General features: G+C 72.0%; 15 protein-coding genes. 8 read left to right on the top strand and 7 right to left on the bottom strand.

Annotation, left to right across the window (positions count from 1 at the left end):
• Positions 1-2: 2 nt before the first annotated feature.
• The 6 genes from ACFWWU_RS29260 to ACFWWU_RS29235 form a co-directional block, all read right to left on the bottom strand.
• Positions 3-938, bottom strand: a complete 936-nt coding sequence (locus ACFWWU_RS29260; RefSeq protein ID WP_384149416.1) for a sugar phosphate isomerase/epimerase family protein — start codon at positions 936-938, stop codon at positions 3-5.
• Positions 935-1,837 carry an SCO3242 family prenyltransferase gene (locus ACFWWU_RS29255; protein ID WP_384149414.1) on the bottom strand — a complete coding sequence of 301 codons (903 nt, stop codon included), beginning with the start codon at positions 1,835-1,837 and terminating at the stop codon, positions 935-937. The genes ACFWWU_RS29260 and ACFWWU_RS29255 overlap by 4 nt, the downstream gene beginning before the upstream one ends.
• Positions 1,834-2,997 carry an inositol-3-phosphate synthase gene (locus ACFWWU_RS29250; RefSeq protein ID WP_384149412.1) on the bottom strand — a complete coding sequence of 388 codons (1,164 nt, stop codon included), beginning with the start codon at positions 2,995-2,997 and terminating at the stop codon, positions 1,834-1,836. The genes ACFWWU_RS29255 and ACFWWU_RS29250 overlap by 4 nt, the downstream gene beginning before the upstream one ends.
• 73 nt (positions 2,998-3,070) lie before the next feature.
• Positions 3,071-4,369 carry a PQQ-dependent sugar dehydrogenase gene (locus ACFWWU_RS29245; protein ID WP_384149410.1) on the bottom strand — a complete coding sequence of 433 codons (1,299 nt, stop codon included), beginning with the start codon at positions 4,367-4,369 and terminating at the stop codon, positions 3,071-3,073.
• A gap of 154 nt (positions 4,370-4,523) precedes the next feature.
• The gene (locus ACFWWU_RS29240) at positions 4,524-5,693 is read right to left on the bottom strand and encodes an LLM class flavin-dependent oxidoreductase (protein WP_384149408.1); all 1,170 of its coding nucleotides are present in this window, start codon (positions 5,691-5,693) and stop codon (positions 4,524-4,526) included.
• Positions 5,694-5,922: 229 nt separating this feature from the next.
• Positions 5,923-6,591: a dihydrofolate reductase family protein gene (locus ACFWWU_RS29235; RefSeq protein ID WP_384149501.1), complete on the bottom strand. Its 669-nt coding sequence runs from the start codon at positions 6,589-6,591 to the stop codon at positions 5,923-5,925.
• 965 nt (positions 6,592-7,556) lie between these two features.
• Here ACFWWU_RS29235 and ACFWWU_RS29230 point away from each other — a divergent pair.
• The 8 genes from ACFWWU_RS29230 (at position 7,557) to ACFWWU_RS29195 (ending at position 23,157) form a co-directional block, all read left to right on the top strand.
• Positions 7,557-7,751: an MbtH family protein gene (locus ACFWWU_RS29230; protein WP_384149498.1), complete on the top strand. Its 195-nt coding sequence runs from the start codon at positions 7,557-7,559 to the stop codon at positions 7,749-7,751.
• Between the two features lie 45 nt (positions 7,752-7,796).
• Positions 7,797-12,863: an amino acid adenylation domain-containing protein gene (locus ACFWWU_RS29225; RefSeq protein ID WP_384149406.1), complete on the top strand. Its 5,067-nt coding sequence runs from the start codon at positions 7,797-7,799 to the stop codon at positions 12,861-12,863.
• A complete protein-coding gene (locus ACFWWU_RS29220) occupies positions 12,860-17,245 on the top strand; it encodes a MupA/Atu3671 family FMN-dependent luciferase-like monooxygenase (protein WP_384149404.1) in 4,386 nt (1,461 codons plus the stop codon). The genes ACFWWU_RS29225 and ACFWWU_RS29220 overlap by 4 nt, the downstream gene beginning before the upstream one ends.
• Positions 17,246-17,318: 73 nt before the next feature.
• A complete protein-coding gene (locus ACFWWU_RS29215) occupies positions 17,319-19,808 on the top strand; it encodes a type I polyketide synthase (RefSeq protein WP_384149402.1) in 2,490 nt (829 codons plus the stop codon).
• Positions 19,790-20,644: a 3-hydroxyacyl-CoA dehydrogenase family protein gene (locus ACFWWU_RS29210; RefSeq protein WP_384149400.1), complete on the top strand. Its 855-nt coding sequence runs from the start codon at positions 19,790-19,792 to the stop codon at positions 20,642-20,644. The genes ACFWWU_RS29215 and ACFWWU_RS29210 overlap by 19 nt, the downstream gene beginning before the upstream one ends.
• Positions 20,641-20,937: an acyl carrier protein gene (locus ACFWWU_RS29205; protein ID WP_384149398.1), complete on the top strand. Its 297-nt coding sequence runs from the start codon at positions 20,641-20,643 to the stop codon at positions 20,935-20,937. The genes ACFWWU_RS29210 and ACFWWU_RS29205 overlap by 4 nt, the downstream gene beginning before the upstream one ends.
• Positions 20,930-22,066 carry an acyl-CoA dehydrogenase family protein gene (locus ACFWWU_RS29200; RefSeq protein ID WP_384149396.1) on the top strand — a complete coding sequence of 379 codons (1,137 nt, stop codon included), beginning with the start codon at positions 20,930-20,932 and terminating at the stop codon, positions 22,064-22,066. Before ACFWWU_RS29205 ends, ACFWWU_RS29200 begins: the two co-directional genes overlap by 8 nt.
• Positions 22,063-23,157, top strand: a complete 1,095-nt coding sequence (locus ACFWWU_RS29195) for an HAD-IIIC family phosphatase (RefSeq protein ID WP_384149394.1) — start codon at positions 22,063-22,065, stop codon at positions 23,155-23,157. The genes ACFWWU_RS29200 and ACFWWU_RS29195 overlap by 4 nt, the downstream gene beginning before the upstream one ends.
• A gap of 329 nt (positions 23,158-23,486) precedes the next feature.
• Here ACFWWU_RS29195 and ACFWWU_RS29190 read toward each other — a convergent pair whose 3' ends face one another.
• On the bottom strand, positions 23,487-24,149 hold the full coding sequence (locus ACFWWU_RS29190; protein ID WP_384149392.1) for an O-methyltransferase: 663 nt from the start codon (positions 24,147-24,149) through the stop codon (positions 23,487-23,489).
• Positions 24,150-24,154: the final 5 nt, after the last annotated feature.

The following is a 24,154-nucleotide window of genomic DNA, read 5'->3' as shown; positions in this document are numbered from 1 at the left end:
GATCACCGCTCCCCGATCGTCGACGACACCGTCGGCACCGTCGGCACCGACGGCACCGACGGCGCACCGTCCGGCATCGGCGCACCGCCCTGCCGGGGTCCCGTCCCTTCCCGGGCCCGACGCAGCGCCGCCAGCGCCCTCGCCGCGACCTGGGGCGCCGCGTGACTGTGCCGCGGCAGTTCGACGGCCGCGACGCCGCGATATCCGATCCGGTCCAGGGCCGCCAGCGTCCCGGCGAGATCGAGCTCGCCCTGCCCGAACTCGAGGTGCTCGTGCACGCCCGGCAGCATGTCGTCGAGCTGGACATTGAACAAAAGCCGCCCCGCCCGTACGACGCACGTCGCCGCGTCGACCGGTTCCACGGCGACGCAGTGCCCCACGTCCAGGGTGACGCCCAGCACCTCGGGCTCACCCAGCGCCCGGCGCAGCTCCAGCGCCTCGTCGAGCCGCTCGACGACCATGCCGGGCTCGGGCTCCAGAGCGAGCCGGACACCGCGCCGCTGCGCCTCGTCCACCACCGGCCCCAGATGATTGGTCAGCCGATCGCGGTTGGTCTGCCCGGACACCCCCGGTTCGCTCACCCCGGACCAGAACGACACGCACTCGGCGCCGAGTATCTGGGCGATCCGCACGGAGCGGAGCAGGAAGTCGATCCGCGGCCCGGCCGACTCCGACACCAGCGTGGGATGGTGCTTACGGGACGGATCGAGCAGATAACGCGCCCCCGTCTCCACCACACAGCGCAAGCCCAACGACGAGAGCAGCCCCGCGAGCCGCTCGGCGGCCCGGGCACGGCCGGGCGCGAACGGGTCGAGATGGTGATGGTCCAGGGTGAGACCGACCGCGGTGTACCCGAGATCGGCGATCACCCGCAGCGCGTCGTCCAGCCGGTGGTTCGCGAACCCGTTGGTGCCGTAACCCAGGTCGAAAGAGTTCATGTCGGACTCCGAACGGTCGACAGCCGGCGCACCAGCGGCCAGACACCCAGCACCAGCGCGGCGGCGGTGAACGACCCGGACCGCGCGGCCAGCCCCGCCTGCAGCGGCACCATGCCGTGGATCCCGGCCACCGTGGCGGCCCGGACGGCAGCCGGATCGGCCACGCCACCGGCCGCGGACCGTACGGGTGCCGCCGCCAGCTGAGCGCGCGCCGTCGTAGCCGCGTAGACCAGCGAACACAGGGCGGCCGCCGCCCCGCGCCGTGCGGAGGACACCCGCCCTGCGCAGGTCAGGGCAGTGGACAGCACCGTGGTGCTCAGCGCCACCCGCCCATCGGCCCGTCGCCCCCCGTGGACCTCGCCCCGGGCCAGCGCCGTCACCCCGAAGGTGTGCACCGCCAGAGCCAGCGCCGGTGTCCGCGCGGACGCCGCGCGAGCGGCTCCGGCACCGAGCAGGACGTCCAGACCGCGACAGGCCGCCATCCCCAGCGGCGCGGCCCGGGTCGGCTTGAGCACGGTGTCGTACGCCCAGATCGCCGCGGTCAGCGGAACCGCGACGTGCAGGGCGTCGGTGCCCCCGGCGAAGGCGGCCAGCGCGAGCCCGGCGCCACTGAGCCCGGCAGCCGCGGCCAAGGCCGCCCCCGGCGCGATCCGCCCCGACGGAAGGGGCCGCTCGGGGCGTTCGTCCGCGTCCACCGCACGATCGGACCAGTCGTTGAGGGCCATGCCCGACCAGTACAGCGCGACGGAGGCGAGCGGCAGCGCCAGCCGCCGCCCGCGCAGCGGTCGCCCGGCGGCCGCGGCCCCGGCCACCGCGTCACCCAGCACCGTGAGGGCGGCGGGGCCACGGACCAGCTCGATCCAGTCGCCCGGCCCGCCCCCGGGCCCCCGAGCACTCACCGGGCCACCGAGACGCGCCGCACCCAGCCCACCAGGTCCCGTTCCTGCTGGGCGAGCCGATGCTCATCGCTGCCGACCGGGTCCTTGAAGAAGAAACCCAGCGCACCCAGCGGCCCCGACACACCCGCCGCGTGCGCGCCCGCCGTGAGCCGCGCGAGATCGAGGACCAGCGGCGCCGCCAGCGCCGAGTCGTGGCCCTGCCAGGTCAGCTGGAGGCTCATCTGCGCGCCGAGGAACCCCTCGAAGGAGACGTGGTCCCAGGCCACCTTGCGCTCCCCGAGGTCGGGCACGTAGTCGATGTGCAGCGGCGCGTCGGCCTTGCCGCCGAGCAGCGCCTCCAGCCCGCGGGCCTTGGAGGCCAGCTTTCCCGCCGCACGGCCCTCCTGGCCGAGGTTCGCGCCGTCGCCGCCGCCGAGCAGGTTGGTCCCCGCCCACGACCTCACGTGCAGGGCGCGCGCGACGAACATCGGCGCCAGCGCGCTGCGCAGGAGCGTCTCACCGGTCTTGCCGTCACTGCCGGCGTAGGGCAGGTTCCGCCGCCTCGCCAGCTCGACGACGGCGGGAAGACCCAGACCGGGCGAGGGCGTGAAATCGACGTAGGGGCAGTCGGCGAAGAACGCCGCGTACGCCGCCAGCGCACTGGGCGGGAGCACCCGCTGCCCGGGAGAGGCCAGGGCGCGGTCGAGGGCGGCGAGGTCGGCGTGCTCGGGCAGCGGGTGGACGGGAGGCTCGGTACTGGAGACGTTGACGACGACGACCCGGTCCAGGCCGTGGGCGTGACGGAACGCCGTGATGTCGTGGGCCAGGTGTTCGACGGCTTCGATCTGGCGGTCGGGCCCGTCGACGCCGTCGTATCCGGGCCGGATCTCGCGGTCGGCCGCCTCGAGGTCGTCGGCGACCGCCGCCGGAAGCCAGGCCGGCAGCACACCGGCGGCGGCGAGGTCGTCCGCCCGCTTGCGCAGCGGGGTCCGGACGATGTCGTGGCCGCCGACCACCAGCTGGGACCAGCCGGGGAAGAGGGCCGGATCCAGGTCCAGGAGCTCACTGACGGAGCCGGTGGCCGGGGACAGCCCCGCCCTGAGCGCGGCGAGGCCGCAGATGGCGGTGGTGCCCACCGAGCCCCTGCCGCCGACCAGCCACAGACCGCTTCTGCCTTGCATCGTGCGACTCCCTTTCCCAACCAGGTGACAGATGGCGTGCCCCAGCCCCCGCGGGCCGGCTCAGCGGGCCGGCTCAGTCGGCGGAGGCGGCGGAGGCGGTGGGCCCGTCCCAGCCCTCCCAGCGCAGGAGCCGGCCGGTCCCCGCCTTGGCCTCGACACCGTGGTCGGTCATCTCGAACCGGCCGAAGTCCAGGACGTACAGGGCGGGATCACCGGGCGCGAACCCGACGTCGATCGGCCGGTGCAGCTCGGGCTCGCCTTGCAGGCCACGGGTGGACCAGTCGTCCGGGTCGACCATCAGCAGGTGCCGGCCGAGCTGCGGCCCGCCCGGCGGAAGCGTCATCGGGGCCTCGTCCCCGAACAGCGTGACCACGAGCTGTCCGGCGAACGGGGAACTGGGCGGGGCGACGGCGAACTTGGTCGCCGCGACGTGTGCCTCGAAGTCGAGCACGGCCTGCTCCGGGGGCGGCAGCCGGTCGTGACCGGCGAGCAGGAACGTCGGCTGGGGGCCGCGCTCGGGCGCGAACCGGGGGTCGGTCACCGGGATTCCGCCGATGAAGTCCGGCCAGCCGTACCAGGCTCCTTCGTGGATCTCGAGCAGCAGGTCGGGCGCGTTGCCGATGGGCCGGCTGCCCCGGTCGTCCGCTCCCTGGTCCACCGCGAGCAGCCGCCCGTCGGGAAGGAACCCGAGCCCGAAGGCGTTGCGGATGCCCCAGGCCACCAGTTCCAGGTTGCCGCCGTCGAGATCGCAGCGCATGACGGACGCGGTGCAGGGCAGTTCGGCCGCGATCCGCTGACCGGGTCGGGTGGCGGTGCCGAAGGGCGCGAACGCGCCGGTGACGGCCTGCGCGTCGGGTGTGCCGGACAGCGGGTCGCGGGTGGTGGCGTTGACGCCGGTCAGCTCGATGTCGAGCCCGGGAACGTCATAGGCGTGCGGGAGGCGGCCCAGCCAGCCGAGCTCGTAGGCGTCCAGTCCGATGATCCCCAGGTTGGACATCGCTCCCTGGGCGAAGTACAGCTTGCCGTCGGGGCCCGCCACCGCCATGTCGACGTGGTAATTGCCGGGGCCGGGCAGGCCGTCGACGATGACGGTGCGCTTCCCGTCGGGGCCGATCCGGGTGATCCGCCCGGCACCGCCCTCGGACACGTACAGGTGGTCCTGGTGCCACAGAAGCCCGGTCACGGGCGCGGCCAGCTGGTCGGCGACGAGCCGCCGGCCGGCGCCGTCCCTGCCCATCCGCCAGATCCGGCCGCCCGGCGCGGCGCCTGCGAACGGCAGGCCCGACTCGGCCAGATACACCCCGTGGTCGTTGTCGAAGGCCAGGCTGGTCGGGAAGTCCAGCCCGTCGGCCACTGCGGTCAGGGAAGACACGAAGGCTCCTTCAAAAGGGGTGCGCCCGGACGGTCGCCGCCGGAGGAACAGCGCGTCACGCGCACAGGGAAATGGCCATGGCGCCACCGGGGAACGCCCCGGCCCGGCGGATCGGACGCACCGGGGAGGGCGTCCGCCGGGCCGGGGCACCGGGTCAGGAGGCCGTCTCGTCCAGACCGGCCTTCGCGGCGGAGAAGAGCTCGGGCGCCACATCGTGGGCCATGGCCGTCGCCGACTGCCAGCCGACCTCGTGGGCGTTGCCGACGCCGCCGCACAGCAGCACGAACCGCTTGAACCCGGCCGACACCAGGGCGTCCAGCTTCGCCTTGACCGTCTCGGCCGATCCCACGAGGGCGAACGGATTCCTGAGGTAGGAGTCCGCCGGCGCTTCGAACACCCCTTGCACGCCGGTGTCGCCCTCCTTCGCCAGCATTTCCAGCGAGCTGTCGGTGAGATTGGCCCCGGCCAGCCGCGCCAAATGCCCGCCGGCGGCTTCCACGTGCGAAGCGAAACCATCGCGCACGATCTCGGCGGCTTCCTTGTCGGTGTCCGCGATAACGGTGAAGCAGCTCGCCGAAACATTCGACATGGACAATGCGTGCCCGTTTTCCTGGCCGATCTCGATATACCGGTGCAGGCGCGTGACCATCTCGTCCACACTGACCTTGGACATGCCGCCCGCGGACGGGTCGAGGTTCAGTCCCGTGAACACGTTCCATCCGCGGCGCGCCGCGGTGGCCAGGGACCCGTCCGTCTCCGCCGCCACCCACAGGGGCACGCGCCGCTGGACCGGCCGGGGCCACACGGTGACCCTCGCGGTCTCGATGTCCTGCGCGAAGGGCGCCAGCGCCGGCGTCAGATCGGCCTTCGGCACCGGGTGGTCGATCTGGTTGAGGACGCCGTCGACGAGATCGGCCGCGTGCTCGAAAGCGGCACGGTCGCCGCGCCGGCCGAGACCCACCTCGAGCCGGCCGCCGGAGAGCACGTCGATCATGGCGAACTGTTCGGCCAGGTGCAGCGGATTGTGCAGCAGGGCGAGGTTCACCCCCGACATGATCCGGGCCCTGGTCGTCCTCGCGGCGAGCGCCGCCAGCATGATGTTCGGATGCGTGACCAGCGAGGACGGGCCGAAATGCTCCGGCATGCTGAGACCGGCATAGCCAAGACGCTCCGCCTCGACGCAGTGGTCGAGATAGCTCTCATAAATCTGGGCCCCGAGCCCGGCGTCCCACTTCTCCGGGTCGCGCGATCCCGGGGGCGCGTAGGTGAGGTTGTCCCAGTAGATGAACTTGACGATTTCCGAGTCGTCGCCGATTTCGCTCATGCCTCGATGCCCCTCTGCTCGCAATCACCACCGCCTGGCTGTGCCTCAATTGAGGCAGGCGGTGGGGGAGCCGGGCATCTTCCATATTGCCAAGGCGCCGAGGCGCCATCGGATAAAGCACCGCGATCCCGAGCGAACCGGACCGCTCACCTTCGAAAAGCCCCGACAACGGCACGGTTCCCCGGCACCCGGACCCGGGTGCCGGGGAACCGTGCGTCAGGCCGCCGCCTCACCGCCTCCAGAACAGCAGGTGGGTGACCCCGCTGGAGCTCGGCACCGACTCCATGTGGAAGCGGTCGAGCAGCTCGTCGGGGCTCTTCCACAGCCGTTCGCCCCGACCGATGTCGACGGGCGCGACGGCGATGTGCATCGTGTCGACCAGGTCGGCCTCGATGAACTCGCGGATGGTGCTGACTCCGCCACCCAGATGCACGTCCCGGCCGGCCGCCGCCTCCTTCGCGCGCGCCAGCGCCTCGGCCGGTGTCGCGTCGAGGAAGTGGAAGGTGGTGTCGGCCAGGGTGAAGGACGGGCGTACGTGATGGGTGAGGACGAAGACCGGCGCGCGGAACGGCGGGGTGTCGCCCCACCATCCCTGCCACTCGTAGTCCTCCCAGGGGCCGCGCTGGGGGCCGAACTTGTTACGCCCCATGATCTCCGCCCCCATGTTGCGGGCATGGTCGCGCGTCAGGTAGTCGTCCAGGCCGCGCGTGCCGCCGGGGTCGGTGCGGTTCACCCAGCTGGCGGTGGCGCCGGCCCAGGAGAAGAGGGCGCTGGGGTCCGCGTGCCCGAAGGGCCGCTCCAGGCTCTGCCCCTCGCCGGCGCCGAACCCGTCACGCGACACGTTGAAACACTGCACCCTCAACAGCTGTGACCCGCCCCCTCCTTCAGGAGCCGACACCGGCCCGGCCACGTTCTCCGGCTCCGCGGCCGGCGAGGACGACAAGGAGGAAGGAAAGGCGCTCATAGTGCTCATACCGACATCAACGAGACGAAACCGATTCGGATGCGCTACGAGCGACGGAGTGGCGGAGCGGCGATCGCCAAGGGGGGCCAGGCATCCCGCGGGCCTCCGGCGGGGGAGTCGAGGCCCGCCGGGGGAGCGGTCCTGCCCGGTCGCCGGGCACGAGTCGGCCTTCGCGGGGATGGCGTGAAAGGCCTCACGCTTCGCCCGTCACCGGCTCCTCGTCACCGGCTCCCATATCGGGCCGTTCCGCACTCCGGCGCGTCCGATCCGGAATCCCCGCTACCTGCGGAATCGTCGAGTCCTGGAGAAACGGCCTGCGGCGCCCGGAGAGGTGAAGTCGCAGGCCGGCAGGCATGCCGTTGCTCCAGAGGCTCCGAATTACGCGGAACGCGGGCGTATCGTCGGACCTCGTCGCCGGCCCCTTTATCACCGGCTCTTTTCCGTCGGTGGGAGATCACCGCCTTCCGCTCATTTCTTGATCTAACGGACCGCCGGAGTAATCGCCCTACTCTATTGGCGGGAACCGTTGCGACCCATGCTGGCGGAGTGGAACGCATGGGGGACGGTAGTTCACCGACGGCCGTGGCCTCGGGGTCCGCACACGGCGGCCGGTGCTTGTCGGTCGTCGAGTGTGCGGGCGGCCCGGTCGCCTTGACCGTGCCGGGGCGGCCGGCAGTATCCGAGCCGCCCTCGAACCGCGCTCGGAGCAGCACTCGGTGGTGGGGCTCCGCACCCATGTCGTATTCGCGATCTTCCGCAGTGCCGGTGCTCGCCCTGTCCGTCGTCCCCGCGCCCACGGCCGCGGTGCCCGACACGACGGCCGCGACACCCGGCACGGCGGCCGCAAGGGGCACGACCAGCAGCAGACCAGCCCGTATCCCGCCGAACCGGAGGAACCCATGGACGGCGACACCCAGTCCTATGTGGTCGTACTCAACGACGAGGAGCAGTACTCGATCTGGCCCGCGGACCGCGACCTGCCTTCCGGTTGGCGCGGGGACGGTGTCAGCGGCTCCGAGGCGGAATGCCTGGCCCATATCAGCGAGGCCTGGACGGACATGCGCCCGCTGGGCCTGCGCCGGGCCGCGGAGTAAGCCAATCCAGCCACCCACCCTCAGCAGTGAAGGATGACGTGCGAGATGGTGCTCAATGAATTCCACGCCCGGGTGGCCGAGGCACCGGATGCGATCGCGGTGCAGGACGGTGACCTGAGGCTGACCTACCGAAGCCTTGCCGCGCACGCGTCCGCTCTGGCGGCCGACCTCACGAAGCGGGGGGTCGGCCCGGACAACGTCGTGGCCGTCTACGCCGACCGGTCGGCGGAACTGGTCGTCGCCGAGCTGGCCGTGCTGCTGGCGGGCGCGGCCTACCTGCCGCTGGACCCGGCCCACCCCGCCGCGCGGATCCGCCAACTGCTGGAGGCCTCCCGCGCCTCCGCGGTCCTCAGCACCGCGCCGCTGGTGTCCGGCGGGGCGCCGCTGGGCGACGACGTCCTGCTGGTCGACCTGACCGAGGAACCCTCCGGCGCGGCCCTCCCGCCGCCGCCCCGGCCCGACGGCGCCGCGCTGGCGTACGTGATCTACACCTCGGGTTCCACCGGCCGGCCCAAGGGCGTCGCGGTGACCCACGCGAGCCTGGCCAACCTGATGCACTGGCACCACAAGACCTACCGCACGCGGCGAGAGGACCGCTCGACCCTGCTGGCCAGCCCCGGGTTCGACGTGTCCGTCCAGGACATCTGGTTCACCCTGACCGCCGGCGCCACCCTGGTGGTGCCGCCCGCCGAGGTGCGCACCTCGCCGCCCGCGCTCGCCGCCTGGCTGGCCGACGAGCAGATCACCGTGACCTTCCTGCCCACCCCGCTGGCCGAGGCCGTCCTCGACGAGACCTGGCCGGCGCACACGGCGCTGCGCACCCTGCACACCGGCGGATCGGCGATGCAGCGCGGCGTGCCGGACGGGCTGCCGTTCACCGTGGTCAACCTCTACGGGCCGACCGAGGCCACGGTGAAGGTGACGGCCGGCGAGGTGCTGCCGGGAGGAATCGTGCCGCCGCCGATCGGCGTGCCCGTCGACGGCGTGCGCTGCTACGTGCTGGACGGACTCGACCCGGTGCCCGACGGCGAGGCCGGCGAGCTGTGCCTGGCCGGCGCGTGCGTGGCACGCGGATACCTGCACGACCCGGCCGGCACGGCAGCGGCCTTCGTGCCGGACATCGGCGCCCCCGGGCAGCGCATGTACCGCACCGGCGACAAGGTCCGCCGCCGCCCCGACGGGGTCTTCGAGTACATCGGCCGCTACGACGACCAGGCCAAGATCCGCGGGTTCCGCATCGAACCCGGCGAGGTCGCCACGGTCCTCAAGCAGCACCCCGGCGTCCGGGACGCCTTCGTGGCGGTCGAACACTCCGGCCGCCCCGACGCGCGCCTGGTCGGCTACGTGGTCACCGACGCCCCCACGGCCGAGCTGGTCGAGTTCGTCGAGGCCCGGCTGCCCGCCTACATGGTGCCGGCGGCGCTCGTCGTACTGCCCGCGCTGCCGCTGACACCCAACGGCAAGGTCGACCGCGCCGCGCTGCCCGCCCCCGACCGCACAGCGGCCGGCCTGGCCGACACCGCCGTGGCGCCGAGCACCCCGACCGAGGCGGCACTGGCGCGGATCGTGGCCGGACTGCTGGGCGGCACCGAGGTCGGCGTGCACGACGACTTCTTCGCCCTCGGCGGGAACTCGCTGCTCGTCGCGGGGCTCGCGGCCCGTATCACGGCGGAGCTGCACGCCGTGGTGAGCGTGCCCGAGCTGTTCGGCGCGCCCACCGTCGCCGCGCTCGCGGCGATCGTCGACCAGCGGGCCGCCGAGGCAAAGGACAGCGGCCGCGAAGTCGTCGCCCAGGCGATCGCACCGATCGCACCGCCGGTGCGCCGAGCCGACCGCGACCGGCCGATCCCGCTGTCCCTGCCGCAGGAGAGGGTCTGGTTCTTCGAGCAGCTCTCGCCCGGCAACCTGGCCTACAACTTCCAGGCCACGGTGTCCTTGCACGGCGAGGTGGACGTCGAGGCCCTGCACGCGGCGCTGGACGAGATCGTCCGCCGGCACGAGGTCCTGCGCACCGCCTTCGTCTCCGTCGACGGGGTGGGCTACCAGCGTCCGCTGGCGCAGGCCAAGGCGTCGCTGCGGGTGCTCGACGTCCCCGCCGAGCAGGCCGACGAGGTGGTCGCCGCGCAACTGCGCGAGCCGTTCGACCTGACCGCGCCGCCGCTGGCCCGCTGGGTCCTGCTGCGCCACGGGGACGGGCACAACACCTTCCTCCACGTCGAACACCACTTCGTCCACGACGGCTGGTCGCTGTCGGTGTTCTTGAACGAGTTGCGCGCCCTCTACCCGGCCTTCGCCGCCGGACAGCCCTCACCGCTGCCCGAACTGGCCGTCCAGTACGCGGACTACGCGATCTGGCAGCGGGACTGGATGCGCGGCGAGGTGCTGCGCGCGCACGTCGACCACTGGACCGCCCGGCTCGCCGGTGCCCCGGACACCCTGGAGCTGCCCGCCGACCGGCCGCGGCCGCCGGTGATGACCTTCCGCGGCAGGGCGCCGCGGATCCGGATCCCCGCCGAGCTGGCCCGAAAGCTGCGCGCCTTCAGCCGCGAGAACCGGGTGTCGCTGTTCTCCACCATGTACGCGGGCTTCGCGGCACTGCTGTACCGCTACACCGGGCAGCGGGACATGCTCGTCGGCACCGGGGCGGCGAACCGGAACGTGCCCGAGCTGGAGCCGCTGCTCGGCATGCTCGTCAACACGCTCGTCATGCGCACCGAGGTGTCGGCCGACCAGCCGTTCAGCGACCTGCTGGCGAACGTGAGGCAGAGCGTCGCCGAGACGCTGGCCTGGTCGGACACCCCGGTGGACGCGGTGATCGACGCGATCGACCCGGCCCGTGACCCCTCGCGCACCCCGCTGTTCCAGGTCATGTTCAGCTTCCACGACTCCGCGGTGCCCGACATCGACTTCGGCGGGCTCACCGGCAGGGTCACCGAACGCTCCAACAACTCGGCCAAGGCCGACCTCAACGTGATCGTGATCCCGCGCGCCGAGCAGCGCCTGGGCCGGGAGCCCCGCCCCGAGGACGACGACCTCGCCATGATCTGGGAGCACTCGGCCGACCTGTTCGACGAAGCCACCATGGAGCGGATGGTCACGCACTACCTGACCCTGCTCGCCGACGCCGTGGCCAGGCCGCAGACGCCGGTGGGCACCCTGCGCCTGCTGCCGGACGCGGAAGCCGACCAGCTCGAGAGCTGGGCCCGCGGGCCCGCAGCGGCCGACGCCCGACCGGTGACCGAGCTGATCGCGCGGCAGGTGCACACCAGGCCGGACGCCGTCGCGGTGCGCTGGCCCGACGGGCAGCTCAGCTACGGACAGCTGTGGCAGCGCGCCGGCCAACTGGCCCACCGGCTCCGCGAATCCGGCATCACCGCCGAGGAACCGGTGGCGGTGTACGCCGACCGTTCCCCCGAGCTGGTGGTCGGCGAACTCGCGGTGCTCATGGCCGGCGGATGCTACCTGCCCGTGGACCCCGGCTACCCGGCCGAGCGGATCGCGTTCATCCTGCAGGACGCCGGCGTGCGAAAGATCCTCACCACACCCGGGACGCGGCTGCAGCTGCCGGAGACCGCACAGAGCCTGAACGTCTTCGACCTGGACGCCGACCCCACCGACGAGCCCGTCCACGCCGACCAGCTCACCTCGGACCGGCTGGCGTACCTCATCTACACCTCGGGATCCACCGGCCGGCCCAAGGGCGTGGCACTGGAGCACCGGGGGCTCGCGAACCTGGTCGCCTGGCACCTGGCCGAGTACGCCCTCGAACCGGCGGACCGCACCACGCTGTTCGCGAGCCCCGGCTTCGACGCCTCGACGTGGGAGATCTGGCCCACCCTCGCGGCCGGCGCCACCTTGCACGTCGTCCCGTCGCACCTGCGCGCCGCGCCGGCGGAACTGGTGCGCTGGCTCGGCGACGAGAAGATCACCACGGCATTCCTGCCCACCCCCGTCGCCGCGGCCGCGCTCACCGAGCCGTGGCCGGCCGACACCGCGCTGCGCACGCTGCTGACCGGCGGCGACGTGCTGCCGGCAGCGCCCTCCGACGGGCTGCCGTTCCGGCTGTTCAACCACTACGGACCCACCGAGAACACCGTGGTGGCGACAGCGGGCCTCGTCCCGCCGAACCCCGAAGGACCGCGCCCGCCCATCGGCAGGCCGATCAGCGGGATCAACGCCCACGTCCTGGACGCCGAAGGACAGCCCGTGCCCACCGGCGTCCGCGGCGAACTGCACCTCGGCGGCACGGCGGTGGCCCGCGGCTACGTCAAGCGCCCGGAACTCACCGAGCAGAGCTTCCTCGCCGACCCGTTCGCCGACCAGCCCGGCGCACGCCTGTACCGCACCGGCGACCTGGTCCGCTGGCGCCCCGACGGGCAGCTGGAATTCCTCGGCCGCGCGGACGAACAGGTCAAGATCCGGGGCTTCCGGATCGAGCCCGAAGAAGTCGCGGCGACACTCAGGGAGCACCCGCACGTACGCGACGCCGTCGTCCTCGCCCGCGCGACCGCGGCCGGCGCCGAGGCCTCACTCACGGCGTACGCCTGCGCCGACGGCCCGGCCGAAGCCGCCCCCGAGGAGAAACTGCTGGCGTTCCTGCAGGACCGGCTGCCCGTGTACATGGTCCCGGACAAGATCGTGCTCCTCGACGCCCTGCCGCTCACCGAACACGGCAAGGTCGACCACGACGCCCTGGCCGCCCTCGCGCCGAGCACCCCGGCCGAACCCGAGGCGCGGCAGGCACCGCGAACCCCCACGGAGGAACGCGTCGCGCGACTCGCCTCGGCGCTGCTCCACGACCAGCCGTTGGGACGCGCGGACGACTTCTTCCGCGCCGGCGGCCACTCCCTGCTGGCGGCCCGCCTGGTCGCCCAGGTGAACGAGGCCTTCGGCGTCCAGGTGCCGATCTCCACGTTCCTCCAGCACCCCACCGTGGCCGGCCTCGCCGACGCCGTCACCGCCGCGACGGCAGCACCGGCAACAGGCCCCGCCCCCATCAGGCCGCGCACCCGCCGCACCGCCGTGCAGCCGCTGTCCGAAACCGCCCCGCCCGCGGACGGGAAAGACGAGTCGCACCTGCGCGACACGCAGGAAACCGAGGTGCAGCAGTGAGCGCAGCCATCGAACCGGGAGCCGGCGAGGAGGACGGTCCGGCCCCGCTGTCCTACGCGCAACAGCGACTGTGGTTCCTCGACCAGTTACAGCCGGGCAGCGCGGTCTACAACGTCCCCCTCGGCTACGACATCACCGGCCCGCTGCACCGCACGGCGCTCGAACAGGCGCTGACCGAAGTCGTACGGCGCCACGAGATCCTGCGCACCGCCTTCCGCTCCACCAGCGGCACCCCGCACCAGGTGGCCCTGCCGCCCACGCCCCTGACCATCCCCGTCATCGACCTGACCGCACCCGGCCGGACTCCCGACGAGGCGGCGCGGCTCGCCGACGAGGAAGCCGGCGCCCCGTTCGACCTGGTGGCCGGCCACGTCATCCGCGCCCGCCTGCTGCGCCTGGGCGAACAGCGGCACCGGCTGCTGCTCACCGTGCACCACCTCGCCTGTGACGCCGCGTCGGTCGCCACGCTCGGCAGGGAACTCGAAGTCCACTACCGGGCCGCCCTGACCGGCCGACAACGGCCCGAGCCCGACCTGCCCATGCAGTACGCCGACTACGCCGAATGGCAGCAGAGCACGCTGGCCGGGCCCGAACTCGACCGGCTGCTGGCCTACTGGACGGACAGGCTGGCCGGCCTGCCCGCCCAGCACCTGCCCACCGACCACGCCCGCCCCCCGGTACAGAGCCACCGCGGCGCCGCGCTCACCTTCGAACTGCCGCCGGCGGCGATCCAGCGGCTCGAGGAACTGGGCAGGACGGAAGGCGTCACCCTCTACAGCGTCCTGCTCGCCGCTTTCGCGGTGCTGCTGCGGGCACACGTCGGCGAGGACGAAGTCGTGGTCGGCACCCCCGTCTCCGGACGGGAACGGCCCGAACTGGCCGACCTCATCGGGTTCTTCACCAACACCCTGGTACTTCGCTGCGACCTCACCTCCCGCCCGACGTTCCGTGAACTGATCCAGCGGCTGTGGACGGAAGTCAAGGGAGCGCTCGCCCACCAGGACCTGCCCTTCGAGAAACTCGTCGAAGAGCTGCACCCCGACCGCGACCTCGCCCAGAACCCGCTGTTCCAGGTGCTGTTCAGCTACCGCCACGAAGAGCAGGGAGCGGGACTGCGCCTGGACGGCTGCCAGGTGCACCCGGTGCTGGGCGACACCGGCGCGGCCAGGTTCGACCTCACACTCAGCCTCACCCGCACCCCCGCCGGCGTGACGGGGCGCCTGGAATACAGCACGGACCTGTTCGAGACCGCCACCGCCGAACGGATCGCCCAGCGGTACGTCAACGTCATCACCGCCGCCGCCCACGCCCCCGACCGGCCCGTCGACGAACTGACGGTGCTGCCGGCGGACGAACTCGCCACCCTGACCGGCTGGCAGACCGGCACCCGGGCCGAGATCGCCGACGCCCTGGTGCACCAACTGCTGGCCGAGCGGGCGGCCGCGACACCCGACGCCATCGCCGTGGTCGCCGCCGACACCACCTTGACCTACCGCGAGCTCGACCGGCTCGCCGACCGCTTCGCCGGCCAGCTGCGCCGACTCGGCGTGGCGCCGGACGAGCCGGTCGGCGTCCACCTCGGCCGCACCTCCCTGCTGATGGTCACCCTGCTGGGGATCCTCAAAGCGGGTGCGGCCTACCTCCCGCTGGACCCCGGCTACCCGCGCGACCGACTGGCGTTCATGGTCGGCGACGCCGGCGTACGGCTGGTCGTGGCGGACTCCACATCCGCCGCGGCCGCCGGCCGGCTCGGCGCCGCCCACGTCGTGGTCCCCGACCTGACCGGGACACCGGACGGCCCGCCCGACAACCCGCCCCCGGCCATCACCGCCGACAACCTGGCGTACGTGATCTACACCTCCGGCTCCACCGGACAGCCCAAGGGCGTCATGGTCACCCACCGCAACGTGGCCAACCTCTTCGCCGGGATGAACGACGTCTTCGGCGCCGACGAGCCCAGCACCTGGCTCGCGGTCACCAGCGTCTCCTTCGACATCTCCGTGGTCGAACTGCTGTGGGCGCTGACGCACGGCCACCGGATCGTGCTGCGCGCCGAACCGCCCCTGCCGTCGGCCCAGGCCGCCGCGCAATCGGCCGCGTCGGCCCAGGCCCGCGCCCGCGACATCGACTTCAGCCTGCTCTACTTCGGCAGCGACTCCGAAGCCAGCTCGGCCGACCGCTACCGCCTGCTGCTCGAGGGCGCGAAGTTCGCCGACCGCAACGGCTTCACGGCCGTGTGGACCCCCGAACGCCACTTCCACCAGTTCGGCGGGCTGTACCCGAACCCCTCGGTGACGGCGGCGGCCGTCGCCGCGGTCACCGAGCGGGTCCAGGTGCGCGCGGGCAGCGTGGTGATGCCCCTGCACGACCCGCTGCGGGTGGCCGAGGAATGGTCCGCCGTGGACAACATCTCGGCCGGCCGGGTCGGCATCTCCCTCGCCTCCGGCTGGCACGCCAACGACTTCACGCTCGCACCGGACCGCTACGACAAGCGCAAGCAGCTGATGCTGGACGGCCTCGCCGAGGTCCGCAAGCTGTGGCGCGGCGAGAAGGTGCCGCGGCGCAACGGCGTCGGCGCCGAGGTCGAGGTCGGCGTGTTCCCCCGGCCCGTCCAACCGGAGCTGCCGGTGTGGCTGACCAGCGCCAAGCACCCGGAAACCTTCCGGATGGCGGGCGAGGCCGGCACCGGCGTGCTCACCCACCTGCTCGGGCACAGCCTGGAAGAGCTCGCCGAGAAGATCGCGCTGTACCGCAAGACCTGGCGCGAGCACGGCCACGGACCCGGGGACGGCCACGTGGCGGTCATGGTCCACACCTTCGTCGGCTCCGACCTCGACGAAGTGCGGGAGCTGGTCCGCGAGCCGATGAGCCGCTACCTGGAGACCTCCTTCGACCTGATCGCCTCGCTCGGCGCCACCACCGGAAGCGCCGAGGACTTCAAGGCACTGCCCCCCAGGGAACTGCGGGAACTGGTCGACCGGGCCTTCGACCGGTTCTTCGCCACCGCCAGCCTGCTCGGCACACCGCAGGTCTGCGCCGACATGGTGGACCGGATGAAGGCCGCCGGCGTCGACGAGGTCGCCTGCCTGATCGACTTCGGCGTCGAGGAGAAAGCGGCACTCGACGCCCTGACACACCTGACCACCGTCCGGGAGATCAGCGACGAGCGCAGGAACGCCGCGCTGGCAAAAGCCGAGGAACCGATCGCCGAACAACTGCGCGAGCACGCGGTGACCCACCTGCAGTGCACACCCTCACTGGCCCGCGCCCTGCTGGCCGACCCGGACACCCGCGCCCAACTGCCCCGCCTCGACCGGCTGCTGGTGGGCGGCGAAGCACTCCCCGCCGACCTGGCCCGCGAACTCGCCGACACCGTCGCAGGCACGGTCCACAACATGTACGGGCCCACCGAGGCCGCGGTCTGGGCCACGACCTCCCACATCCCCCCCGACGGCAGCCCGGTGACCATCGGGCGGCCCCTGGCGAACGTACGGGCCTACGTGGTCGACCGCGACACACGGCTGTGCCCGACGGGCGTACCCGGAGAACTGCTGCTCGGCGGGGACGGCGTGGTCCGCGGCTACCTCAACCGCACCGAGACGACCGCACAACGCTTCCCGCCCGACCCGTTCACCGACCGGCCCGGCGCACGCGTCTACCGAACGGGCGACCTGGCCCGCTGGACACCCGACGGCACACTCGAATTCCTCGGCCGAATCGACGACCAGGTCAAGCTCCACGGCCACCGCATCGAACTCGGCGAGATCGAGACGGCACTCGCCGAACACGCGGGAGTCCACTCGGCGGTCGCCGTCATCCGGGGCACCGGCGCGGAACAACGCATCACCGGCTACTACGTCCCGGCAACCGACCGGCCCACCACCGGTACCGAACTGCGCGCCTTCCTCGCCACACGCCTGCCCGGCTACATGCTGCCCAGCGCCCTCCACCCCATCGACGCGATGCCGTTGACCCCGAACAAGAAGGTCGACCGCAGGGCACTGCCCGACCTGTCGGACACGCGCCCCGAGGGCACCACGGCGTACGCGCCGCCGACGAACGCGACCGAACGGCTGGTCACCGACGTGTGGCGGGACGTCCTCGGCGTGGAACGGGTCGGCCTGGACGACAGCTTCTTCGCCCTCGGCGGGAACTCCCTGCTCGTGGTCGTGGCCAGGGCCCGCCTGCTCGAACACCGCGACAGCGGACTCTCCCTGGTGGACATGTTCCGCTACCCGTCCGCACGCGCACTCGCCGAAGCCATCGACCGCAAGCCGGCCGAAGGGCCCGACGAGGCGGTCGGCGCGGCCACCGCACGGGCAGCCGCCCGCCGCGGCGCCAAACAGGCCGCCGCGCGCCGCGCGGGCAGGACGGGGACATGAGCGTGCCAGTGAACTCTTCGACACGGCATCGAGCCGATGGGAGCCTTGGGTGAGTACCGGGACGGAAGACGCAATGGAGCCGATCGCGGTCGTCGGGCTCGCCGGACGGCTCCCAGGAGCCCCCACCATCGAGGCGTTCTGGCGCAACCAGCGCGACGGCGTCGAATCGGTCTCCCGATTCAGCACCCAGCAGCTGGCCGACGCCGGATGGCCGAAGGAGATGGTGGCCCACCCCGACTACGTGCCCGCCGCCGCGGTCATCGAGGACGCCGACCACTTCGACGCGGGATTCTTCGGGTACACCAAGGAACAAGCGGAGATCAGCGACCCCCAGCAGCGGATCTTCGCCGAATGCGTCTGGCACGCGCTGGAAGACACCGGACACGACCCGTCACGGTTCGACGGCGCCGTGGGCGTCTACGCCGGCTGCTTCGCCAACAAGTACCTGCCGCTCAACCTCCTGGCCAACGCGCGGTTCCGCGGATCGCTGTCGGCCTTCTCCGCCCGCCCCTACAACGACAAGGACTTCCTCGCGACCCGGGCGGCCTACCTGTGCGACCTGCGCGGCCCCGCGATGACCGTGCAGTCGGCATGCTCCACCTCGCTCGTCGCCATCCACCTCGCCTGCCAGGCACTGCTGGGCCACGAATGCGACATGGCACTGGCGGGAGGAGTGGCCCTGCCCATCCCGCTGATCGGCGGCTACCCGGTCGTCGCAGGCGGCATCTTCGCCCGTGACGGCCACTGCCGGCCCTTCGACGCCGCCTCCAGCGGAACCGTCCCCGGATACGGCGTCACGGTCGTGGCGCTGCGCAGGCTCAGCGACGCACTCGCCGACAACGACCACATCCGCGCACTCATCCTCGGCAGCGCGGTCAACAACGACGGCTCGGCGAAATTCGGATTCAACGCGCCGAGCATGCAGGCACAGGCCGAGGTGATCACCACCGCGCAGGCAGTCGCCGACGTGCCGCCGGAGAGCATCGGCTACATCGAGGCACACGGCACCGGCACCCCCCTCGGCGACCCGATCGAACTGGCCGGACTCACCCAGGCCTTCAACACCAGCGAACGCGGGTTCTGCGCGATCGGCTCGACCAAGGCCAACATCGGCCACCTGGACGCCGCCGCAGGAGCCGCGGGCTTCGCCAGGGCCGTACTGGCCCTCGAACACGGCGAGATCCCGCCCAGCATCAACTACGACACACCCAACCCGGCACTGCTGCTGGACCGCACACCGTTCTACGTCCCGACCACCGCCCGCCCCTGGCCACGCGGCACGACACCGCGACGCGCCGGCGTCAGCGCCTTCGCCGTCGGCGGCACCAACGCCCACGTGGTGCTCCAGGAAGCGCCGACACCACAGGCCGCCACGCCGAACGCACGCGACTGGCACCTGCTCGTACTGTCCGCGCGCAGCGGCAAAGCCCTCGCGGACGCGGCAAACAACCTCGCCGACCGCCTGGACCGCCCGGACGACCTCGACCTCGCCGACGTCGCCTACACCCTGCAGGCCGGCCGCCGCGCGTTCCCGCTCCGCCGACACCTGGTGTGCCGCGACCGGACCGAGGCGACAGCCGCCCTGCGAGCACTGGCACAGCCCGGCGCCGTGGACACCGCCGACGACGTGAAAGCCCGCCAGGTCGTCTTCACGTTCCCCGGCAGCGACTCCCACCGGCCGGACGCCGCCACGGCGATCTACCGCAGCGAACCGGAATTCGCCCAGGACGTGGACCGCTGCGCCGAACTGGCCCGTCCCCTGCTCGGCTACGACCTGCGCGGCCTGCTCTTCCCGTCCACCTGGGACGGCCCGCAGCCAGCACACGACGACCCGCGCGGCATACCGGCCGCGGCCTTCAGCCTGCAGTGGGCCCTCGCACGGCTATGGCAGTCATGGGGAGTACACCCCACCGCGATGATCGGCGAAGGCGACGGCGAGTACGTGGCAGCCTGCCTGGCCGGCGTGATCGACCTCGCCGACGCCATCGACGCCACCGCCGCCCGCGCCGAGATCCGCTCCCGCGCCGGGACGGACGGCCTGCTCGACGCGCACGCCTCCGAGTTCGCCGCCAAGGTGGCGCGCTACGCGCTCACGCCACCGACGCTGCCCTACATCTCCCAGGCGACCGGAACCTGGATCACCCCCCAGGACGCCGTCGACCCCGCCCACTGGGCCCGCCACCTCCGCGAGCCGGCCCCCATCGCCCACGGCCTGCGAGAACTGGCAGACGAGCCCGACCGGATCCTGCTGGAGATCGGACCCGGCAGCACGCTCACCGAAACCGCCGCCCGGCACGAGACGGCGAAGCAACTGGTGGCACTGCCCTCGCTGACACCCGCGCACGGGAGCCGATCCGACCTCGCCGCCCTGCTCGACACCGTCGGCAAGCTGTGGCAGGCCACCGTCACCATCGACTGGGACGCCTTCCGCGGCACATCGCGACCGCGGCGAGTGTCCCTGCCGGGCTACCCGTTCCAGCGCACCCGCTACTGGATCGGCCCCGACTCCGGCAGCTACCAACCACTCGGTCTGGAGGAGGCGTCATGGACGAGCCGCTCATAGCCATCGTCGGCGCGGGCGTCATGGGCACCGGGATCTCGACGCTCGTCGTCGGCCACGGCCTGCCCGTCGTACTGGTGGACATCGACGAGGGCGTACTGCAACGCGCCACCGCCGCGTCCGCCAACGGCCTGCGGCACGCACAGCTGACGGGCGCGCTGCCGGCCGGCAGCACCCCGGCGAAGCTGCGCACCACACTCTCGCTGGACGACGTCGCGGACGCCGCGGTGGTCATCGAGGCAGTCACCGAACTGCCCGAGAGGAAAGCGGACGTCCTCGCCGCCGTATCGGCACTCGTCCGGCCCGGCACCCCCCTGATCTCCAACACCTCCGGCATACCCATCGACGAAATGGCCGCGTGGGTGAAAAGCCCGGGCGACCTCATCGGAACGCACTTCATGAACCCCGCGTACCTGATCTCGATGGTCGAGGTGATCCGCGGCCCCCAGACCACGGACACCACCGTCGCATCGGTGCTCTCCCTGCTGACCCGAATCGGCCGACGGCCGGTGGTGGTCCGCGACGCGCCCGGCTTCGTCACCAGCCGGCTCCTGCACCCGATGATCAATGATGCCGCCCAGGTGGTCAGCGCCGGCACCGCCACCGTCGAGGACGTGGACACCCTCATGCAGGGCTGCCTCGGCCACCCGACGGGCCCGCTGCGCACTGCGGACCTGATCGGCATCGACAACCTCGTCGACGCCCTGGAGGCGCTGTACGCCCGCACCGGAGACGAGCGGTGCCGCCCCAGCGAGCTCCTTCTCGAAAAGGTCCGGCGAGGCGAACTCGGCCGAAAGAGCGGCCGCGGCTTCTACAACTACAAGGAGGCACAGTCATGACCCCGGAACAGCAGACCGAAAAGGCGCCCGTCGACGCCGACGCCGTCATCGACGAGATCACCCGGTTCGTGGCCGAGCAGACCCGGACCCGCCCCGAGGCGGACCAGGACCTCTTCGCCACCGGGCTCGCCAACTCCATGTTCGCCATGCAGCTGGTCGTGTTCCTGGAACGGGCCTACTCCGTGACCGTCGCCGGACCGGACCTGCAACTGTCCAACTTCCGCACGGTCAAGAGCATGGCCGCGCTCGTCGGCCGACTCCAGGCAGAGTCTGCCGCAGACAGCGATGTCTGACGCACTCCCCTCAGGACACGAGGACATCTGGCGTTTCGTCGGGGACAACGCCGGCGCATGGGACGTCGCCGGCGAGATCCCACGAACCGTCCTGAGCGAACTCGGTGCCGCCGGCCTGCTCTGTGCCGAAGTGCGAAAGCAATACGGCGGACTCGGCATGGGCAGCCAGGAGAACGGAAACCTCACCGCCCACGCCGGAAGCCTGTGCAGCTCCCTGCGCAGCGTGATGACCTCGCAGGGCATGGCGGCGTGGACGATACAACGCCTCGGCACCCGCGACCAGCGGGACGTGTTCCTGCCACAGCTGACCGCCGGCCGCCTCGCTGCCGTCGCCTTCAGCGAACCGGACGCCGGCAGCGACCTCGGCGCCATGACCACCGAACTGCGTTTCGACGACGACACGGTGATCATCGACGGCGGCAAGACGTGGATCACCGCCGCGGCCTACGCCGACCTGATCGTCGTCATCGCAAGGGCGGGCGACAACGCGGCGGCGGTCGTCGTACCGACGAACGCCGAGGGCGTACGGATCGAGAAGATCCCGCACCCGATCGGCTGCCGCGCGGCAGGACACGCGCAGGTGCGCCTGGACGGCGTACGCCTGCCGGCCGCGAACGTCCTCGGCGGCACCGGCCTGTCGCTGCCGTTCCTGGTGACCACCGCCCTGGCCTACGGCCGGATGTCGGTGGCATGGGGCTGCGTCGGCATGCTGCGCGGCTGCCTCGGCGCGGTGACCGAACACGCCAGATCACGACGGCAGTTCGGCAAACCGATCGCGGAGCACCAACTGGTCTCCCGCAGGATCGCCGAACTCTACGCCGCCGAACGGATCGCCACCGCGGTGTGCCGGCACGCCGGCGAGCAATGGGAGTCGGGTTCCCCGGACCTCGTGATCGCCACCGTTCTCGCCAAGCACGTCAGCGCGACCCAGGCCGTCCACGGGAGCGCGTCGGCCATGCAGATCATGGCCTCGGCGGGCGCGTCGGACGGCCACGTGGTCGCCCGCGCCTACCGGGACGCGAAGCTGATGGAGATCATCGAGGGCAGCAGCGAGATATGCCAGCTCGAACTCGCCCGACACGCACTGACGACCCGAAACAGCACACACCGGCAGGAGGAGGCGCAGTGAGCGGACCATTGCCACCCGACGAACCGACCACCACCGTCAAATGCGTCGTCTGGGACCTGGACAACACCCTGTGGAAAGGCACCCTCCTCGAGGGCGACGACGTGGCCATCGACGACCAGGTCCACCGGACCATCGTCGAGCTCGACTCCCGCGGCATCCTGCAGGCCGTCGCCAGCAAGAACGACCACGGCCCCGCCTGGCAGCGCCTTGAGGACCTCGGCGTCGCCGAGTACTTCGTCCTCGCCAGGATCGGGTGGGGCCCGAAGTCGTCGTCGGTACGGGAGATCGCCGACGAACTGAAGTTCGCCCCCCACACGATCGCCTTCGTCGACGACCAGCCTGCCGAACGCGCGGAGGTGGCCTTCCACCTGCCGCAGGTGCGCTGCTACCCGGCCGAGTCGGTGCCCGACCTGCTGACGCTGCCCGAGTTCACCCCGGCGACGGTGACGGTCGACTCGCGCCGCCGCCGCCAGATGTACCAGGCCAACGTACGGCGCCAGGCCGAGCAGGAGTCGTTCGACGGGCCGTCGCAGGAGTTCCTGCGCTCGCTGGACCTCGTGATGGAGATCCGCCGAGCCACCGACGACGACCTGTCCCGGATGGAGGAGCTGACACTGCGCACGAGCCAGATGAACGCGACCGGCGTCCACTACTCCGACGCCGACCTGCGCGCTCTCCTGGACGACACACGCCACGAGGTCCTCGCGGTGACGATGAGCGACCGCTTCGGATCGCACGGCGCGGTCGGCGTCGCGCTCGTGGAGACCGCTCCGGCGGCGTGGCACCTGAAGCTCCTGGCCACCTCGTGCCGGGTCGTGTCGTTCGGCGCCGGCGCCACCGTGCTGAACTGGCTGGTCAACGAGGCGGCGACAGCCGGCGCCCACCTGGTCGCGGACTTCCGGCCGACCGTACGCAACCGGGTCATGGAAGTCGCGTACCGGTTCGCCGGGTTCACCGACGAGCTCTGCGCATGCCTCGCCGAACTGCCGCCGCCGGACAGCGAGCGAACGCAGCGACTGCACATCACACCGGCACCGAGGCCGGCGCCCGACACGCTGCGCCTCACCGCCGTCCCCCTGACCACGACCTGACACACCGTCTCCTCCGGGGAGACATCGGCCTCGCCGTACGTCCCGAAAGCGGCTCTGCCCGCACCGGTGCACACGAGGCACAAACGCTCGCCGCCCCCGCTCGTCTGCGAGGGCGGCGAGCGTTTGCGTCGTGTCACCGACGCGAACCTCCCTGCATGCGGGGCGACTTCGGCAGCCCCATGCCGCGGCCTTCTCCGCCGCCACCTCGCCGACGACCACATCCCCGCAACGGCAACGCCAATGGCAACGCCAATGGCGACGGCGACGGCGGCGGCCGACTCGCGCCGCCACCGCCACCGCCGCCGTCCCACCGGCCACGACCCGATACGTCACTTCTTCCGGGCGAGTGTGATCCCGTCGGCCATCGTGAGCATCGAGACGTCCACGCGCGGATCGTCGCGCAGCGCCGCGTTGAGCGCCCGGACCGCGAGGGTGTCCGGGTCATGGCTGTCCGGGTCGATCACCCGGCCGAAGAAGAGCGTGTTGTCGATGACGATCAGCCCCTCCGGCCGGGTGAGGTGGAGCGCGGCCTCGTAGTACGTCCCGTAGTTGGCCTTGTCCGCGTCGATGAACACCAGGTCGAAACTCGCCCCGCCCCGCTCGTCCGCGAGGGCGGCGAGCGTCTGCGTCGCGTCTCCGATGCGCACGTCGATACGGTCGGCGACTCCGGCGCGCTGCCAGTAGTCGGCGCCGATCGCCGGCCACCGCCCATGGAGGTCAAGGGTGACGACCGTGCCGCCCGGGGGCAGCGCACGCGCCATGCACAACGTGCTGTAGCCGGTGAAGGTGCCGATCTCCAGCACCGATCCGGCACCGGACAGGCCGACGAGAAGCGCCAGCAGCTGGCCCTCCTCGGCCATCACCTGCATGGCCGAGCCGCCCGGCAACCCCGCGGTCTGCGCCCGCAGTTCGGCCAGGATCGGGTCCTCCCGCAGGGACACGGCGCGGACGTACTCGCGGATTTCCGGTGTTGCCACGATCTGGTCTGCCATGCCGG

It is taken from the genome of Streptomyces sp. NPDC058650 (assembly GCF_042717315.1).
Lineage (GTDB): Bacteria > Actinomycetota > Actinomycetes > Streptomycetales > Streptomycetaceae > Streptomyces.
Note: the sequence above shows the minus strand (reverse complement) of the source record. Positions and strands in the feature narration are given on the sequence as shown.

Excerpts from the sequence above, each read along its gene's own strand:
- ACFWWU_RS29260 (WP_384149416.1), bottom strand. The coding sequence starts at position 938 with ATGAACTCTTTCGACCTGGGTTACGGCACCAACGGGTTCGCGAACCAC.
- ACFWWU_RS29250 (WP_384149412.1), bottom strand. The coding sequence starts at position 2,997 with ATGCAAGGCAGAAGCGGTCTGTGGCTGGTCGGCGGCAGGGGCTCGGTG.
- ACFWWU_RS29240 (WP_384149408.1), bottom strand. The coding sequence starts at position 5,693 with ATGAGCGAAATCGGCGACGACTCGGAAATCGTCAAGTTCATCTACTGG.
- ACFWWU_RS29230 (WP_384149498.1), top strand. The coding sequence starts at position 7,557 with ATGGACGGCGACACCCAGTCCTATGTGGTCGTACTCAACGACGAGGAG.
- ACFWWU_RS29225 (WP_384149406.1), top strand. The coding sequence starts at position 7,797 with ATGGTGCTCAATGAATTCCACGCCCGGGTGGCCGAGGCACCGGATGCG.
- ACFWWU_RS29215 (WP_384149402.1), top strand. The coding sequence starts at position 17,319 with ATGGAGCCGATCGCGGTCGTCGGGCTCGCCGGACGGCTCCCAGGAGCC.
- ACFWWU_RS29210 (WP_384149400.1), top strand. The coding sequence starts at position 19,790 with ATGGACGAGCCGCTCATAGCCATCGTCGGCGCGGGCGTCATGGGCACC.
- ACFWWU_RS29205 (WP_384149398.1), top strand. The coding sequence starts at position 20,641 with ATGACCCCGGAACAGCAGACCGAAAAGGCGCCCGTCGACGCCGACGCC.
- ACFWWU_RS29200 (WP_384149396.1), top strand. The coding sequence starts at position 20,930 with ATGTCTGACGCACTCCCCTCAGGACACGAGGACATCTGGCGTTTCGTC.
- ACFWWU_RS29190 (WP_384149392.1), bottom strand. The coding sequence starts at position 24,149 with ATGGCAGACCAGATCGTGGCAACACCGGAAATCCGCGAGTACGTCCGC.